The sequence below is a fragment of the Endozoicomonas sp. ISHI1 genome (genome assembly GCF_024606225.1).
GTDB lineage: Bacteria > Pseudomonadota > Gammaproteobacteria > Pseudomonadales > Endozoicomonadaceae > Endozoicomonas_A.
Genome location: NZ_JAGRPU010000001.1, coordinates 44288 through 60133, shown reverse-complemented (window position 1 = coordinate 60133; position 15846 = coordinate 44288). Strand labels below are relative to the sequence as shown.

Annotated in this window: 16 protein-coding genes; 7 read left to right on the top strand and 9 right to left on the bottom strand. The window is 47.6% G+C overall.

Features of this window, described 5'->3' with window-relative positions; genetic code table 11:
- Nucleotides 1-12: 12 nt before the first annotated feature.
- The 3 genes from KBW69_RS00230 to KBW69_RS00220 are packed head-to-tail and all read right to left on the bottom strand — an operon-like array spanning nucleotide 13 to nucleotide 2466.
- The gene (locus KBW69_RS00230) at nucleotides 13-1062 is read right to left on the bottom strand and encodes a potassium channel family protein (RefSeq protein WP_257254838.1); all 1050 of its coding nucleotides are present in this window, start codon (nucleotides 1060-1062) and stop codon (nucleotides 13-15) included.
- Between the two features lie 22 nt (nucleotides 1063-1084).
- Nucleotides 1085-1534 carry an NfeD family protein gene (locus KBW69_RS00225; protein ID WP_257254839.1) on the bottom strand — a complete coding sequence of 150 codons (450 nt, stop codon included), beginning with the start codon at nucleotides 1532-1534 and terminating at the stop codon, nucleotides 1085-1087.
- Nucleotides 1535-1551: 17 nt separating this feature from the next.
- Nucleotides 1552-2466, bottom strand: coding sequence for an SPFH domain-containing protein (locus KBW69_RS00220; protein WP_257254840.1), 915 nt, complete (start codon nucleotides 2464-2466; stop codon nucleotides 1552-1554).
- A gap of 217 nt (nucleotides 2467-2683) precedes the next feature.
- Here KBW69_RS00220 and KBW69_RS00215 point away from each other — a divergent pair, with 217 nt between their 5' ends.
- From KBW69_RS00215 to KBW69_RS00200, 4 genes are all read left to right on the top strand, one after another.
- Nucleotides 2684-3520 carry a MoxR family ATPase gene (locus tag KBW69_RS00215; RefSeq protein ID WP_257254841.1) on the top strand — a complete coding sequence of 279 codons (837 nt, stop codon included), beginning with the start codon at nucleotides 2684-2686 and terminating at the stop codon, nucleotides 3518-3520.
- Between the two features lie 9 nt (nucleotides 3521-3529).
- Nucleotides 3530-4711 (top strand): VWA domain-containing protein, encoded by a 1182-nt coding sequence (locus KBW69_RS00210; RefSeq protein ID WP_257254842.1) that lies wholly within the window; start codon nucleotides 3530-3532, stop codon nucleotides 4709-4711.
- A 3-nt stretch (nucleotides 4712-4714) separates the two neighbouring features.
- Nucleotides 4715-5071 (top strand): SH3 domain-containing protein, encoded by a 357-nt coding sequence (locus KBW69_RS00205; protein ID WP_257254843.1) that lies wholly within the window; start codon nucleotides 4715-4717, stop codon nucleotides 5069-5071.
- Nucleotides 5072-5205: 134 nt separating this feature from the next.
- Nucleotides 5206-5622 (top strand): class I SAM-dependent methyltransferase, encoded by a 417-nt coding sequence (locus KBW69_RS00200; RefSeq protein ID WP_257279498.1) that lies wholly within the window; start codon nucleotides 5206-5208, stop codon nucleotides 5620-5622.
- 307 nt (nucleotides 5623-5929) lie between these two features.
- On the opposite strand, the gene KBW69_RS00195 is transcribed toward KBW69_RS00200, so the two are convergent.
- The 3 genes from KBW69_RS00195 to KBW69_RS00185 form a co-directional block, all read right to left on the bottom strand.
- The gene (locus KBW69_RS00195; RefSeq protein ID WP_257254845.1) at nucleotides 5930-6226 is read right to left on the bottom strand and encodes a 4a-hydroxytetrahydrobiopterin dehydratase; all 297 of its coding nucleotides are present in this window, start codon (nucleotides 6224-6226) and stop codon (nucleotides 5930-5932) included.
- Nucleotides 6227-6503: 277 nt separating this feature from the next.
- The gene (locus KBW69_RS00190) at nucleotides 6504-6902 is read right to left on the bottom strand and encodes a hypothetical protein (protein ID WP_257254846.1); all 399 of its coding nucleotides are present in this window, start codon (nucleotides 6900-6902) and stop codon (nucleotides 6504-6506) included.
- A gap of 256 nt (nucleotides 6903-7158) precedes the next feature.
- On the bottom strand, nucleotides 7159-8613 hold the full coding sequence (locus tag KBW69_RS00185; protein ID WP_257254847.1) for an aminoacyl-histidine dipeptidase: 1455 nt from the start codon (nucleotides 8611-8613) through the stop codon (nucleotides 7159-7161).
- Nucleotides 8614-8771: 158 nt separating this feature from the next.
- Here KBW69_RS00185 and aat point away from each other — a divergent pair, with 158 nt between their 5' ends.
- The 3 genes from aat to infA all read left to right on the top strand — a co-directional run bounded on the left by aat (nucleotide 8772) and on the right by infA (nucleotide 10546).
- Nucleotides 8772-9461: a leucyl/phenylalanyl-tRNA--protein transferase gene (gene aat, locus KBW69_RS00180; RefSeq protein ID WP_257254848.1), complete on the top strand. Its 690-nt coding sequence runs from the start codon at nucleotides 8772-8774 to the stop codon at nucleotides 9459-9461.
- A 25-nt stretch (nucleotides 9462-9486) separates the two neighbouring features.
- The gene (locus KBW69_RS00175; protein ID WP_257254849.1) at nucleotides 9487-10197 is read left to right on the top strand and encodes an arginyltransferase; all 711 of its coding nucleotides are present in this window, start codon (nucleotides 9487-9489) and stop codon (nucleotides 10195-10197) included.
- Nucleotides 10198-10327: 130 nt separating this feature from the next.
- Complete coding sequence (gene infA, locus KBW69_RS00170; protein ID WP_252180026.1) at nucleotides 10328-10546, top strand: translation initiation factor IF-1; 219 nt, start codon at nucleotides 10328-10330, stop codon at nucleotides 10544-10546.
- A 37-nt stretch (nucleotides 10547-10583) separates the two neighbouring features.
- Here the strand turns inward: infA and clpA are convergent, their stop codons facing one another.
- The 3 genes from clpA to KBW69_RS00155 all read right to left on the bottom strand — a co-directional run bounded on the left by clpA (nucleotide 10584) and on the right by KBW69_RS00155 (nucleotide 15828).
- Nucleotides 10584-12884: an ATP-dependent Clp protease ATP-binding subunit ClpA gene (gene clpA, locus KBW69_RS00165; RefSeq protein ID WP_257254850.1), complete on the bottom strand. Its 2301-nt coding sequence runs from the start codon at nucleotides 12882-12884 to the stop codon at nucleotides 10584-10586.
- 20 nt (nucleotides 12885-12904) lie between these two features.
- Nucleotides 12905-13288, bottom strand: a complete 384-nt coding sequence (clpS, locus tag KBW69_RS00160; protein WP_257254851.1) for an ATP-dependent Clp protease adapter ClpS — start codon at nucleotides 13286-13288, stop codon at nucleotides 12905-12907.
- A 308-nt stretch (nucleotides 13289-13596) separates the two neighbouring features.
- Nucleotides 13597-15828 (bottom strand): NADP-dependent isocitrate dehydrogenase, encoded by a 2232-nt coding sequence (locus tag KBW69_RS00155; RefSeq protein WP_257279497.1) that lies wholly within the window; start codon nucleotides 15826-15828, stop codon nucleotides 13597-13599.
- Nucleotides 15829-15846: the final 18 nt, after the last annotated feature.

The following is a 15846-nucleotide window of genomic DNA, read 5'->3' as shown; positions in this document are numbered from 1 at the left end:
CCGGATAGGGATTTATTCATGAATATCGCTCCAGCGAACTTCTCCGGAGCGAATTCTCTGTGCCGACATGTAATACACCAGTTGACCTGCCCTGACTCGCTGTTCACCATTGGGGTTAAGAACCAGATCATCACCGGTAGCCGTTTCAGCGACTCCCAGAACAATAGCTTCATGCTGTTTCTTCATAAATTCCAGCAATCGATTGAAACTCACTCCACCAAAGTCTTCAGGGACTTTAACACTGTATTGTGTCGGACCAATCAGTGTTGACAGCAACTGTCCTTGGATGCGAGATGAACCAGGGTCCTGGGCTGATCGCACCAGCATTTCCATGGAAACACTGGTATGGCATTCCACTTGCGGACAATGGGACTTGAGCAGTTTTACCATATGTTCCCGTTCGAACCAGGCCACGATATGGGCGGATTTGGTCAGTGCCGTCACGGTCAGACAACTAGTCAGTGTCTTGTCATCGTTGGAACGGTAGATGATGACCCGGTCGGCGGCGGTCACTCCTGCCCGGCTGAGCAGCTCATAATCACTCAAACTCTTACCCTGAATGAACAACACCTGATCAGGAAAAGGGTTATCCATTTCTTCTGTGGCACAGAGTACCACCTTACGGTCTTCTCTGCGGATATCCCCAAAAATTAGTTTAATCATTTTGGCTGTCCTTTCGGGATGCCAGCCCAGAATCACGATATGCCCGGTCAATGTTGAATAATCGCCTTTCCCCTTCATGTCCTTTCTCCATAGTTCAACAAAAAATGAAGACAGTTTGCCGAGAAAACCGGCAAAAACCACTAAGCCGCCCGGCATGACCAAGAGTGAAGCAACCATTTTTCCGCCCGATGTCTGTGGGCTGAAATCACCATAACCCACCGTAGTCGCCGTTGTCACAAAATAATAAAACCAGGTCTCCGGAGCACTCAGTTCGGCTTCTCCGGACAGAAACATTAACAACCAGCTGCCAAGAAATAGCAGTAGCAAAAGAACAAGCAGAGCTAGCCAGCTCAACTTCATCAGATTCTGACTAATAAAATGCAGGCTTGTCTTCAGCATTCCCAATGCCTGTCCTCCATGTTCAGCTACGTCTATCGATCAGAAGTGTCATCCCCTCTGTGCCGGTGACGATCACTGAGCAGCCTTTCTCAAGATCTCCGGGCGCTTTCACGGACCAAAGGGTATCACCTATCCGGATCTTCCCTTGTCCGCCTGGCAGGTCATTTTCCAGAACCAGCACCCGACCGATCAATTGGGCAGAACGCTGGTTCAGCTGAGGGTAATCACTTTTTTCATTCACCCGGCGGAAAAACTTCCAGTAAGCCACTGTAAAGACCAGGCTGCCCAGTGCAAACCAGACCAACTGCCAGGCCCAGCTTGTTTCAGGTAGCTGCCATACTATCGCTGCCAATAATAAAGCCGCTGCAGCACTGCCCAGAAGGAAGCCACCTGCCCCAAGAGCTTCCAGCCCCAGGCACAGAAACATAACGATCAGCCAGTGCCAGGGTTGAAGAGTGTTCAGAAAGTTCATTGATCAATCAGATCCTCTCAGGGTGTTTTCTTCAAGTCATCCACGAGTTCTTTAATACCCGCCAGCGAACCAATCACATTACCAGCTTCAAGCGGCATCATGATGGTCTTGCTGTTCTCCGCAGCAGCAACAGATTGCAATGCATCCACGTATTTTTGCGCAACAAAATAATTAATAGCCCGGGCGTCCCCGTTAGTAATAGCCTGGGAAACCACCTCAGTTGCCCGTGCTTCCGCCTCCGCCAGTCTTTCTCTGGCTTCAGCTTCTCTCTTGGCTGCTTCCAGTTCTCCTTCTGCTTGCAGAATCTGAGCCTGCTTTTCACCCTCTGCGACCTTAATAGCAGCTTCCCGGCTGCCCTCTGCTTCGAGTATTTGAGCCCTTTTCTCACGCTCCGCTTTCATCTGGCGAGCCATCGACTCCACAAGATCACCCGGAGGAGCAATATCCCGAATCTCGATTCGAGTCACTTTCACCCCCCAGGGACTGGTGGCTTCATCAACCTTGACCAGCAGCATGTTGTTGATACGGTCACGGTTGGACAGCATCTCATCCAGTTCCATAGACCCGAGAACAGCACGAATGTTTGTCATCACCAGATTTTGCATCGCCCGATAGAGTTCATTGACCTCATAGGACGCACGAACGGCATCCTGCACCTGGTAAAAGCAAACGGCGTCTGTCGTTACCTGAGCATTATCGGAAGAGATAATTTCCTGTGAAGGTATATCAAGAACCTGCTCCATCATATTGATTTTCTTACCAACCCTATCAACGATAGGCACTATGACGTGCAGACCGGGAGAAAGTGTTCGGGTGTACTTACCGAAACGTTCTACAGTGTAATGAAAGCCCTGTGGAACCATTCTGACACCAGTACCAATCAGCACAGCGATCAGAACTACCAGTGCAATGGCTGTAAACTCAAAACCCATTTAGTCGCTCCTTCACCTGAAAAGTATGATCAATCCAGCAAACAGTCTGACAGAAAAAATCAGCAATGTCCTAAATCTGTCGTTCTCTCAAAGGACAGAGAGATCCTTGATCGATGCCATCGCCGATCAGACAAAATATAAAATAAGTATTCACAGCAGCTACAAACCTCGTTAGAGTGCTGACAGAACTCTAACATCAAGAAATCCGATTGTGATCATGAAATTCGATTCTACCGACAGTTATATCGCAACCAGTGAACTGAAAACCGCTGTGAATGCCGCCATTGCCCTGCAACGTCCTCTGCTGATCAAGGGCGAACCCGGAACCGGAAAAACCATGCTCGCAGAAGAAGTGGCAGAATCCCTGGGAAAACGACTGCTGCAATGGAACATCAAGTCTACCACCAAGGCTCAACAGGGATTGTATGAATACGATGCGGTTTCGAGACTGCGTGACTCCCAGCTGGGTGATGAAAAAGTACACGACATCAGTAATTACATTGTCAAAGGTAAATTGTGGGAAGCCTTTGAAGCCAATGAACAGGTGGTTCTGCTCATTGATGAAATCGACAAGGCTGATATTGAGTTTCCCAACGATCTGCTTCAGGAACTCGATAAGATGGAGTTCTTTGTTTACGAGACCCGAAAAACCGTCAAGGCCCGACAACGCCCCATCGTGATCATCACCAGTAACAATGAAAAAGAACTGCCGGATGCGTTTCTGAGACGTTGTTTCTTCCACTATATCCGCTTCCCTGATCCGGGCACCATGAAGCAGATTGTCGATGTTCACTTCCCCACTCTGAAGCAAGGTCTGGTTTCCGAAGCTCTGCAGATGTTCTTTGAATTAAGGGATATCCCCGGCCTGAAGAAAAAACCTTCTACCTCTGAGCTAATTGACTGGCTCAAGTTACTTAACTCTGACGACATACCTGCCGATGTACTCAGAAACCGTGACACTCGCAGCGCTATACCACCACTCTATGGAGCTCTGGTTAAAAACGAACAGGATGTTCAACTACTGGAACGACTCGCCTTTATGACCCGTCGATAAGGTGAACCGATGCTGACTCACTTTTTCGATACAGTTCGCGCCTTTGGTGTCCCGGCCAGTACCCGGGAATATCTTGACCTGCTCAGGGCGATGCAGGCCCATGTGGTGTTTGCGGATACCGAAGCTTTCTATCAACTGTCCAGGGCCATACTGGTAAAGGATGAACGTCACTATGATCGCTTCGATAAAGCCTGCAAAGCTTTTTTCGACGGTATCGAGAGTGTTGAAGACTTGCTTGAAGCCACCATACCGGAAGAGTGGCTCAGAAAAGAATTCATCAATCAGCTCAGCGAAGAAGAGCGGGAAAAACTCAAGGCCCTTGGCAGTCTTGAAGAACTAATGGAGACACTGAAGAAGCGTCTGCAAGAGCAAAAAGAACGTCATGCCGGGGGGAATAAATGGATAGGTACCGGCGGCACCTCCCCTTTTGGTGCTTACGGCAACAACCCAATGGGGGTTCGCATAGGGCAACACGAGAGCAGAAACCAGAGCGCCACCAAAGTCTGGGACAAACGGGAGTTTCAGAATCTGGATGACGACGAAAGACTGGGCAATCGCAATATGAAAATGGCGCTGCGCAGGCTCAGAAAGTTTGCACGACAGGGTGTTCCTGATCAGCTGGACCTTGAAGCTACCATTCGATCCACGGCTAATAAAGGGTTGCTGGACATTAAAATGGTTCCGCAAAGACGCAATTCAGCAAAAGTACTGCTTTTTATGGACATCGGTGGTTCGATGGATGCTCACGTCAAAGACTGTGAAGCTCTGTTTGCCTGTGCCCGCTCTGAATTCAAGCATATGGAGTTTTTCTACTTCCATAACTATCTCTATGAGTGGGTCTGGAAAAACAACGTTCGTCGACAAACTGAAAAGACCGAAATTTGGGACATCGTTCATCGCTTTGGCAAAGACTACAAAGTAATTTTTGTGGGTGATGCCCAGATGTCACCCTATGAAATCACCTCACCAGGCGGGAGCGTTGAACACTGGAATGATGAACCGGGGCACAACTGGATGCAGCGTGTTCTGGATCATTTTGACAACGCTATCTGGTTGAACCCGATCAATAAAGACAGCTGGCCTTTCACCCATTCTACAAAGATCATCCATGAACAGTTCGAGGGCAGAATGTTTCCTCTGACGATCAAGGGTCTGGAAGAGGGTATGAAAGAACTGTCCTCTAAAAGCTGAGCTATGAAAACAGTCAAGGTTATTGAAGATTATAAGGCATGCTACCCAGACCCAGTGACTTTCAGTAAAGGCGACCATTTGACCTTGGGTAAAAGTGATAATGAATTTCCCGGATGGATCTGGGTCACTGCCACCTCAGGTAAAGAGGGTTGGGCTCCCTTGCCCCTGATAAGACGTTTGAACCAGAAACAGGGAATGGCTCTGGAAGACTACACAGCGAGAGAGCTCAGTGTGAGCATGGGAGAAGACTTGATAATCGTTCGCGAGATTAATGCTTGGGCCTGGGTAGAAAACCAACAGAAACAAATGGGCTGGGTGCCAATTTCCAAATTCGCTGAAGGCAGTCACGAAAGTGGTTAATACACTATTTGCAACACCTGAAAACAGTCAATGCCCACTGTGCAATACCATACCCCATGACCTTGCCAGATAAACATAGAGACTATTTCAGGTGCTCTGAGTACTCACATATCATCCAGCGCGGGGGCTGGACTTTGGCTGCGGGCCCGGGCCCCACACTTTCTTTGATTATGGCTGAAGCCGGTTGGCCTATGGCTTTGTATGATCTCGTGTTCCCGGATGAGAGAGTTTTGGAGAAAACATACGACCTTATTACGGCGACTGAAGTCATAGAGCACATCCATCAACCCGCTGCCTGGCTGTCCAAACTCTGGAGTATGATCAAGCCCGGTGAAATACTGGCATTCATGACCAAACTGATGATTGATAAGGAAGCCTTTTCCCGATGGCAATACAAGAATGAACCTACCTATGCCTGTTATTACTCAGAAGAAACTTTTCAATACCTTGTTGAACGATCGCAGGTAGTGTTTAGTTTTGAAGCTCGGGATGTTGCCTTTTTCTACAAATCAATTCATTTAATACAGTTAGTACCTCAATATCAGGGATAGCATCTTTTCTTGACAGAGAACAAGATTAGCCCTTTGCTGACAACGCGAGGCTGAATCAAAAATTCAGAGGCATTAACGGCTTTTTTGTTATTGTCTGATACGGGCTACTCGATTCATACAACAATTCCCTGTGCATGGCGCTTACGCTCCAATCCAAGCCTGCAAGAATAGCTCAAAATGCTCATCGTCGTAATGCTGAACATGACATTCAACAGAAGCGGTGTCAGGTAGCTATTAGTTAAAGACCATCTCCGGCGATTATAAAGCACGTCAATGTTTCTGGTTCAAGCTGTCTATCCAGAAGTACTTATAACCGGATATCGTCCGATATCTGTTTGACCTGCAAAAGCTCGAATAATCGGTCCGTTTCCTGGGCAAGATGGCGATCTCTGGCCAATACTCCTGAACCTTCATCAGACTCATGAGTACCCCATGCAACCGTTACTTTGCCCCACTCAACCACCATTCTCGGATGATGCACGTAGGATTCCGCCAGTCCAGCAACGGCGTTTAGAAAACAGAGAGACCTTGAATATTTTTTGAAGGTATAGGATTTCTCAAGGTGATCAATGCCTTCGTACTGACACAATGACCAGTTACTCATAAATTGCCCTCTTGATGGTTTATTGTTCAACCGAATGCTCATGGCGAAAAAGCACACTGATGATAAAACGGAGTTTATAGTGCTAACCACAGAAGAATAAATGAATTTTGGACTTTGATCGAATCCTCTACGGAAGGAAATGACAACCGTATGAGTAAATGTGGGAACCAGCAAGGGCTATACAGTATATATCTGTTCAAGACATAACTGCCTTATGGCGTGTGAGCCTCATATCCATACGCTGCACAGCCTGCTGCAACTAATAAAGAGCCTTTTATCAAGCCTCTTCGCTTTCTTCCTGATCAACCTTTTCAGCCTGGAGCTGTTCCAGTTCCTGCTTACTGGCATTGAGCTGCTGAGTGAGCTGCTTTTGCTTGGTTTTCAGTGTCCCATTCTCTGTGGTCAGAGTTCGATTCTGCTCCTGCAGACGTTTGATCTGTTTCTTCATGCGATCAGGATTGCTGGCTCGCAGCGTTTTCAGCTCGTTATCAGCGCTCTTGACTTGCTTATTCAGCTTTTCAGCCTTCTGCTCAGCCGCATCAAGACGTGACTTCAGCTGAGTCACTTCTTTATCGTGCTGATCAGTGATTTCAAGGAGAGCTTGCAGGCGCTGTTGCTCAATAACGTCCAGTTCTTCATTTTTAAAGAAACGGCCTCCCGCGCTCAGGGTACCCATATTAATTACCTACCTCCGGAAAGAGTTTGAAGTGATGACAATAGGAAGCAGCCCTTGCCAGCGCAGGGCATCCACACATGTATGGGGAATATTTGATAATGAGATCAATTGTTCTTCATTCAATGGCTGGCAAAAGCAGACTGACTTTAGACGGGGGCAAGTTTATTACACTTACCCCTCATAGGAAAGAGCAATCTACACAATTTTTTACAATACTGCCAGTTTATTTGCTCATTCTGATGGCATTATGGGTCAATCAGGCCTCTGGCACGGCTTCCAGTGTTTTTATCAGGTAGTTCCAGAAATTTTCAACCGCCGGAATATGGACTTTTTCGTCCGGTGAATGAGGAAACCGAATGGTTGGACCAAATGAAATCATATCCCAGTTTGGATAGGCACTGCCCAGCAGTCCACACTCCAGGCCAGCATGAATTACTTTAATCTCAGGCTCGTAGCCGAAAAGCTGCTCATGAATGTCCACCATAGTTTTCAAAATAGCGGATTCGTTATTAGGCTTCCATCCCGGGTAAGCCCCCTGCTTTTTGACTTCAGCCCCCATTAACCGGTATAAACCGGCAATGCTCTCGGCATGTTCTTCCCTGGCACTGTCAATCAGGCTTCGCACCATATTTTCAACGGTAATCTGGCCATCTTTTATCTTGATGATCGCCAGATTATTTGACGTTTCCACCACACCTTCCACACTCAGACTCATTCGGTGAACACCATCTGGAGAGACATGCAGGGTATTCAACAACTGACTCTGTTCCGCCCGGGTCATTACCTTCTGAACAGGTTCTGACGCTTGCATAATAAGACTCAGATTTGACTCTACTTCTGCCAGTTCTGCACTGAATACACTCAGGCACTCATCAACAATACGGACCGCTTCTTCGCAACTGTCTGAAGGGATAGCCAGCTGCACAAAGGCTTCTCTCGGGATTGCATTTCTGAGCGTACCGCCGGAGTAGCATGCCACTCTGGCACCTACTTCAGATAACGCTTTCAGTAGCCTCACCATCAGTTTGTTAGCATTACCTCGCTGCAGTTTAATATCAACGCCAGAGTGACCGCCTTTCAGGCCTCTCAGAGAAAGACTGAAACTGCTGTAGCCTTCTTCCAGGTGCTCTTCCCGATAGCTGTGAGAAACAGAAACATCGACACCGCCAGCGCAGCCAACATAGAGCTCTCCTTCGTCTTCAGAGTCCATGTTCAGCATGATCTCACCCTTCATCAAGCCGGGCTGCAGGCCGTGAGCACCGGTCATACCACTCTCTTCATCAACCGTAAAGAGAGCTTCAATTGGACCATGAGGAATATCCGTCGACTCTAGCACTGCCAGAGCGGCCGCAACACCAATACCATTATCCGCCCCCAGAGTGGTTCCTTCTGCAGTAACCCAGTCGCCATCGACGTATGCCTCGATAGGATCTCTGGTAAAATCATGTTCCGTATCTGCGTTTTTTTGAGGCACCATATCCAAGTGACTTTGGAGAACTACTCCACGGCGATTTTCCATGCCCTGAGTCGCTGGCTTTCGGATGATCACGTTGCCCACTTCATCTACCAGACTATCCAGACCAAGACTCTCACCAAACTGCTTTACATAGGCACGAACAGCATCTTCATGCCGGGAGGGGCGGGGAATCTTGCAAAGCGCTTGAAAGTGTCGCCAAATGGGTTGAGGGGATAATTCAACAAGCTGGGTCACAGCTATCTCCTGTTGATGAGAGGTAAGGAGTATATGAAAATAATCTCTGAGAGAACGAGCGCCCATTAGTGAATACACCCATCAAAGACTGAGATTACCGTACCGATCCGTTGAATAGCCGAAAATCTAGTCTATTTTTTAACCCGATTATTGAAATAATGCACAAAACGATTCCTCTACTTGATCCCGATAAACCTCAATTCCCTGCCGTTCATGAGGCTCTGGATTACCCTGATGGTCTCCTGGCGATGGGAGGTAACCTTGCACCTGAAACACTGGCTGAAGCTTACATGAAGGGTATATTTCCGTGGTTCAACGAAGGCGAACCCATTCTCTGGTGGTCTCCCAACCCGAGAATGGTACTTTATCCAGACCAGCTGCACATCAGCCGCTCAATGAAACGTTTTCTGAAAAAGCACCCTTATCGAGTCAGCTTTGATGAAGCCTTCAGTGAGGTGATGACGGCCTGCTCGTCTCCGCGAAACAACCAGGAAGGCACATGGATCATCGAAGAAATGAAAGAAGCCTACACAACGCTTTTTAGAGAAGGTTTGGCCCATTCGGTGGAAGTCTGGTCAGGCGATAAGTTAGCGGGCGGACTGTATGGTGTCGCAATTGACAAAGTATTCTTTGGCGAATCCATGTTCAGTTTCAAAACCAACACCTCAAAGCTTGCAATGATTATGCTATGCAAAGAATTACTGATTAGAAACTTCCATCTGATCGATTGCCAGGTATACAGCCCCCATCTGGAGTCTCTGGGTGCAAGAATGATCAGCCGGGATGCATTTCTCAATGCATTGAAAGACGGTTGCCGAACGCCCGCAACCAGTGCACACTGGAAATAGATAGGGCAATGGACGGCCGAAGCTGATGAGCGCACTTAAAGATATTAAATTCTACGCAACCCAGCCACACAACTGCAGCTACCTGGAGGACAAGCAGGCTATAACATTATTTATGGATCCCGACAAAGATCTGGATCCGGCACTCTACCGACACCTGGCCGACATTGGGTTTCGAAGAAGTGGTCGTCACGTATACAGGCCTCACTGCCAAGGCTGCAATGCCTGCATTCCGGCCAGAGTCGTCGTTAATCTGTTTGACCCGAAACGCAAGCACAAAAAGCTGATCAGAAAAAATCAGGATATCGTAGTCACTCGATCCGAAGCCGAATACGATGATGAAACCTATCAGCTTTACAAAAAATACATCGCCATACAGCATCGCGATGGCGACATGTACCCTCCCTCTATGGAACAGTTTCAGTCCTTCCTCGTAGGTTGTCCTGAATTTTGTTGCTACTACAAATTCTGGCTGGACGAAAAACTGGTGGCTGTTGCTGTCACCGACGAGCTGTCGAATGGACTCTCTGCTATTTATACCTTCTATGATCCTGAAGTCAGCCAAAACAGAAGTCTGGGCAGTTACTGTATTCTCTGGCAGATAGAAGAAACCAAAAAGTTGGGCCTTAAGCACCTTCACCTGGGTTATTGGATCAAAAACTGCAAAAAAATGAGTTACAAAATTCAATACCGCCCTCTGGAAGTCTATGTTAACAACCACTGGGTTACTCTGAAGTAGTTGGCCCACCCCACACTGAGAATAAATTTAGATGGATAAAAGCGGGTTCACTTTGCTTTAAAGTTGGTTTTCAGGCAGAATGCTGCCAGATTTATTCAGCCAACGCTCTATTCCCGAGGTCAAACTTTAAATGGCGAAAGAAGAAAGTCTTGAAATGGAAGGCACTGTCATCGACACCCTGCCTAACACCATGTTCCGTGTAGAACTGGAAAACGGCCACGTTGTGACCGCGCATATTTCAGGCAAAATGCGTAAAAACTACATCCGTATTCTGACAGGTGACAAGGTCAAAGTTGAGCTAACCCCTTATGACCTGACCAAAGGCCGCATCACCTACCGTTCCCGCTGACAGGGGCCCCTCACCCCTGTCCCTCTCTTGGCATTTTTCAGCCCTGCTCACCATCCACTACTTCAAGATCCGAAGCCAGGCTTTTAGCGGGTTCGAACTTCAGGAATAGGCTTCCTTTCTTGACAGTCACGCGAACAAAACCACCGTTCTCAGACAGTTTGCCAAAAAGGATCTGTTCCGCCAGGGGCTTCTTGAGGTGCTCCTGGATAACACGCCCCATCGGACGAGCACCCATCGCGCGGTCATAACCTTTTTCTGCCAGCCACTCACGTGCCTCATCATCAACATCAATCTGAACCATTCTTTCATCAAGCTGTGCCTGAAGCTCTGTCAGGAACTTATCAACAACATGCTTGATGGTATCTTCGGTCAGTGAGTCAAAGGGAATGATAGAGTCAAGGCGATTCCTGAATTCCGGTGTAAAGGTTTTCTTGATAGCTTCCATACCATCTGTCGTATGATCCTGCTCAGTGAAACCAATAGAACTGCGAGTCATGGTTTCAGCACCGGCATTGGTCGTCATAATCAGGATAACATTTCTAAAGTCAGCTTTACGACCATTGTTGTCTGTCAGGGTACCATGATCCATCACCTGCAGAAGCAGGTTAAACACATCCGGATGCCCCTTCTCAATTTCATCGAGCAACAGAACACAATGAGGTGTCTTATTGATCGCTTCTGTCAAAAGACCACCCTGATCGTACCCGACATAACCCGGGGGAGCACCAATCAGCCTTGATACTGTATGAGCTTCCATATACTCCGACATATCAAAACGAACCAGCTCAACCCCCATGGACTTGGCCAGCTGACGACAAACTTCTGTTTTACCTACACCTGTCGGCCCAGAGAACAGGAAAGCCCCTACCGGTTTATCAGGTGCCTTCAAACCAGCACGTGACAATTTAATCGCGGTTGAAAGAGAAACAATTGCTTCATCCTGACCGAAGACCACCATCTTGAGATTCCTTTCAAGCTTGGAGAGCAACTCTTTGTCAGAAGAAGAGACAGATTTAGGCGGAATCCGGGCAATCTTGGCAACAATACTTTCGACATCGCCCACCTCAATGATCTTCTTGCGCTCTTCTTCTGGTAACAGACGTTGGTAAGCTCCAGCCTCATCAATAACATCAATTGCTTTATCAGGCATATGACGATCGTTGATATAACGATTGGCCAACTCTGCTGCGGCTTTCAAAGCATCATCCTTGTATTCAATAGTGTGATGCTCTTCAAAGCGGCTCTTGAGGCCGCGGAGAATATCGATGGTATCTTCAACACTCGGTTCACTGATATCCACTTTCTGGAAGCGACGGGCCAGAGCACGATCCTTTTCGAAAATACCCCGGAACTCCTGAAATGTCGTTGAACCAATGCAACGAAGATCACCGGAAGTCAGAAGCGGCTTTAAGAGATTGGAAGCATCCATAACACCACCGGATGCAGCACCTGCACCGATAATGGTGTGAATCTCATCAATAAAGAGAATGGCGTTATCGAGCTTTTTAAGTTCGCTGAGCAGCTTTTTGAATCGCTTTTCAAAATCACCACGGTACTTGGTTCCCGCCAACAAGGAGCCGAGATCCAGGGAATAAACCACCGCTCTGGAGAGCACTTCAGGCACTTCTCCGTCCACTATTCTTTTTGCCAGACCTTCAGCAACGGCTGTCTTACCAACACCAGCTTCGCCAACCAGTAGAGGATTATTTTTACGACGGCGTGTCAATATCTGGGAAACACGCTCAACCTCTTCTGCACGACCTACCAGCGGATCGATCTTACCCAGACGTGCCTGCTCATTCAGGTTGGTAGCATAATTCTTAAGCGGGTCTTTTCCGGCAGATTCGGGGTCGGTGTTTTCCTCCATGAGTTCACCACCCAATTCTTCCAGCTCATTACCAGGCATTTTGGAAATACCGTGAGCGATATAATTCACGACATCTATTCGGGCAACGTCCTGCTGCTTCAGAAAATAAACTGCCTGACTCTCCTGCTCACTGAATATTGCGACCAGAACATTAGCACCAGTGACTTCTTTTTTTCCTGAACTTTGCACATGAAAAACAGCTCGTTGCAGAACTCTCTGAAAACCGAGAGTGGGTTGGGTTTCTCGCTCTGTATCATTGGCAGGTATTAATGGGGTTGTTGAATCAACAAACTCAATCAACTCCTTACGCAGCTTTTCGGTCTGCACACCGCAAGCTAACAATACTCGGGATGCGGATTCATTATCAAGCAGTGCTAGGAGCAGATGTTCTACGGTCATGAATTCATGCCGCTTGCTTCTTACATCACGAAAAGCACTGTTAAGAGTCAGTTCGAGGTCTTTATTGAGCATATGATATTACCCTGAGAACACTAATCGGCCTTAATTGTTTTGCACAACAGGGGATGCTGGAATTCTCTGGAGTACTCGTTGACTTGCCGGGCTTTGGTTTCAGCCACATCCTTGCTGAATAATCCACATACAGCCTTGCCTTGCGTATGAACCATCAGCATGACCTGTGTCGCCTGTTCACTATTCATGCTGAAAAATTTCTCCAGGACCTCAACCACAAAATCCATCGGTGTAAAATCATCATTCAAGAGCAGTACCTGATACATAGCGGGCGGTTTGACTCTGGCTTTAGCTGGTGCCAGTGCGACATCATGATCGCCTTCCTGCTCTGTCCCTTCATTTTCTAAGCTTAGACGAAGCCACTCAAAATTACTCATGTATTGATGAACTGCTATCTGCTGCATTGCACTCGCTTCCAGGTGAATTTACAGCTTAATTAACCAGGCTCTGGACCGCCTGTAACCAGGTGTCGAGACGTACAAACGTCAAAAGCACAACGCCCTGACCTCCATTCTAAACACGCTGAGAGCAAAGAAAAACTATTTACTTCAATCGTCATCTCAAAAGCTATTGACTTCGTTAATACCATCGACTGACAGCCGAAATAAAACAGACAAAGAATCAGAAAAATAATCAGTTGATCTGACAGGCAAAAAAATGACCACAGTGAAAGTCTGCAGCCATTTTTTATGCACAGAAAGAAGATCAAAAACTAAATCAGACCATCAATTGCTGCATTAAAGGTAGCGCTTGGACGCATGGCTTCAGTGACTTTAGCTGGAGCCGGTTCATAGTAGCCACCCAGATCAACAGCACCACCCTGGCAAGCTGTCAGTTCTGAGACAATCTGCTCTTCTTTCTCAACAAGCTCTTTTGCCAGAACGGAAAACTTACTGCTGAGATCCTGATCCGCCTCCTGCGCCTCTAGTGCTTCTGCCCAGAACTGAGCCAGGTAAAAATGACTTCCGCGGTTGTCCAGCTCTTTCACTTTTCTCGAAGGTGACTTGTCAGCATCCAGATATTGACCAATTGCAGCGTTCAATGTGTCAGCCAAGATCTGGGCCCTGATATTTCCGGTTTTAACCGCAATGTCTTCAAGCGATACAGCGATAGCCAGAAATTCGCCCAAAGAGTCCCAACGCAGGTGATTCTCTTTAACAAACTGTTGGACGTGCTTGGGCGCAGAACCGCCAGCACCGGTCTCGAAAAGACCACCGCCAGCCAGCAGAGGTACGATAGAGAGCATTTTGGCGCTGGTCCCCAGCTCCAGGATCGGGAACAGGTCGGTCAGGTAATCTCGCAAAACGTTACCGGTTACGGAAATGGCATCTTTACCCGCCTGAATAGTTTCCATGCTGAGGCGGCAAGCCTCTACCGGAGACAGAATACGGATATCCAAGCCCTTAGTATCGTGAAACTTCAAGTATTCGTTAACCTTGGCAATCAGGTTGGCGTCGTGAGCACGGTTTTGGTCCAACCAGAACAGAGTCAAAGCACCTGTTGCTCGGGCACGGTTAACAGCCAGCTTGACCCAATCGCGAATCGGCGCATCTTTGGTCTGACACATTCTCCAGATGTCACCCTCTTCAACATTGTGCTCAAACACTGTGCTGCCGGACTCTTCTACAACACGGATAATGCCGTTTGCAGGCGCCTTAAAGGTTTTGTCATGAGAACCGTATTCTTCTGCTCTCTGAGCCATCAGACCTACGTTGGAAACATTGCCCATGGTGGCAACATCGAAAGCACCGTTTTTCTTACAGAAATCGATGACCTCCTGATAGATGGCTGCATAGCAACGATCAGGAATCATGGCTTTAGTGTCATGCAGCTTGCCATCGGGACCCCACATCTGACCTGAAGAGCGCAAGGCGGCAGGCATAGACGCATCGATAATGACATCGTTCGGTACGTGCAGGTTAGTGATACCCTTATCGGAATCTACCATTGCCAACTCAGGACGGGTGTTGTAGACAGCCTGAATATCCGCTTTTACTTCTTCCTGTTGGTCAGCAGGTAGTTTGGCAATCTTGGCATAAACGTCACCGAGACCGTTGTCTGGATCAACACCCAGCTCTGAAAATAAGGTAGCGTGCTTCTCAAACACATCTTTAAAGAAGACTGTGACTGCATGACCAAACATGATCGGGTCAGAAACCTTCATCATGGTGGCTTTGAGGTGCAGTGACAGAAGAATATCCTGCTCTTTAGCTTCCTGAGCAGAAGATTCATAGAATGCTCTCAAAGCCTTCACACTCATGAGAGCACTGTCAATAACTTCACCAGCCAGCAGGCTCGTGACCGGTTTCAGTACAGAAACAGAGCCGTCCTCGCCAACAAATTCTATTCTTACATCTGTTGCCTCGGGCATAACAGCTGACTGTTCACTGGAGTAGAAGTCACCGCTTTGCATGTGAGCAACGTGAGATTTAGAATCAGCAGACCAGACACCCATAGAATGAGGGTTATTCTTCGCATACTCTTTGACAGGAGCTGCAACACGGCGATCTGAATTCCCTTCACGGAGAACCGGGTTTACCGCACTACCAAGCACCTTAGCGTAGCGAGCTTTGATCGCTTCTTGTTCAGCATTCCCAGGCTCTACAGGAAAATCCGGAATGTCATAACCGTGCTCCTGAAGCTCTTTGATCGCGCCCGTAAGTTGCGGAATAGAAGCACTGATATTTGGCAACTTGATGATGTTTGCCTGAGGCACCTTGGCCAGTTCACCCAGCTCAGACAGGGCATCACTCTGTTTTTGTTCTGAACTCAGCTTCTCAGGAAAATTAGCAATGATTCGACCAGCCAGTGAAATATCTTTGGTTTCAACAGCTACGCCAGCGGCTCGGGTAAAAGCCTTGATGATTGGGAGCAGTGAATAGGTGGCTAAGGCGGGAGCTTCGTCGGTAATAGTGTAAATAATTCTGGTTGTATCTGTTGTCATGTTATCTCCAAAAAACAA

Coding starts and splice junctions, on each gene's coding strand:
- infA (WP_252180026.1), top strand. CDS start 10,328: ATGGCGAAAGAAGAAAGTCTTGAAATGGAAGGCACTGTCATCGACACC.
- KBW69_RS00175 (WP_257254849.1), top strand. CDS start 9,487: ATGAGCGCACTTAAAGATATTAAATTCTACGCAACCCAGCCACACAAC.
- KBW69_RS00190 (WP_257254846.1), bottom strand. CDS start 6,902: ATGGGTACCCTGAGCGCGGGAGGCCGTTTCTTTAAAAATGAAGAACTG.
- clpS (WP_257254851.1), bottom strand. CDS start 13,288: ATGCAGCAGATAGCAGTTCATCAATACATGAGTAATTTTGAGTGGCTT.
- KBW69_RS00225 (WP_257254839.1), bottom strand. CDS start 1,534: ATGAACTTTCTGAACACTCTTCAACCCTGGCACTGGCTGATCGTTATG.
- KBW69_RS00230 (WP_257254838.1), bottom strand. CDS start 1,062: ATGCTGAAGACAAGCCTGCATTTTATTAGTCAGAATCTGATGAAGTTG.
- KBW69_RS00205 (WP_257254843.1), top strand. CDS start 4,715: ATGAAAACAGTCAAGGTTATTGAAGATTATAAGGCATGCTACCCAGAC.
- KBW69_RS00195 (WP_257254845.1), bottom strand. CDS start 6,226: ATGAGTAACTGGTCATTGTGTCAGTACGAAGGCATTGATCACCTTGAG.
- KBW69_RS00220 (WP_257254840.1), bottom strand. CDS start 2,466: ATGGGTTTTGAGTTTACAGCCATTGCACTGGTAGTTCTGATCGCTGTG.
- clpA (WP_257254850.1), bottom strand. CDS start 12,884: ATGCTCAATAAAGACCTCGAACTGACTCTTAACAGTGCTTTTCGTGAT.
- KBW69_RS00215 (WP_257254841.1), top strand. CDS start 2,684: ATGAAATTCGATTCTACCGACAGTTATATCGCAACCAGTGAACTGAAA.
- KBW69_RS00210 (WP_257254842.1), top strand. CDS start 3,530: ATGCTGACTCACTTTTTCGATACAGTTCGCGCCTTTGGTGTCCCGGCC.
- aat (WP_257254848.1), top strand. CDS start 8,772: ATGCACAAAACGATTCCTCTACTTGATCCCGATAAACCTCAATTCCCT.
- KBW69_RS00155 (WP_257279497.1), bottom strand. CDS start 15,828: ATGACAACAGATACAACCAGAATTATTTACACTATTACCGACGAAGCT.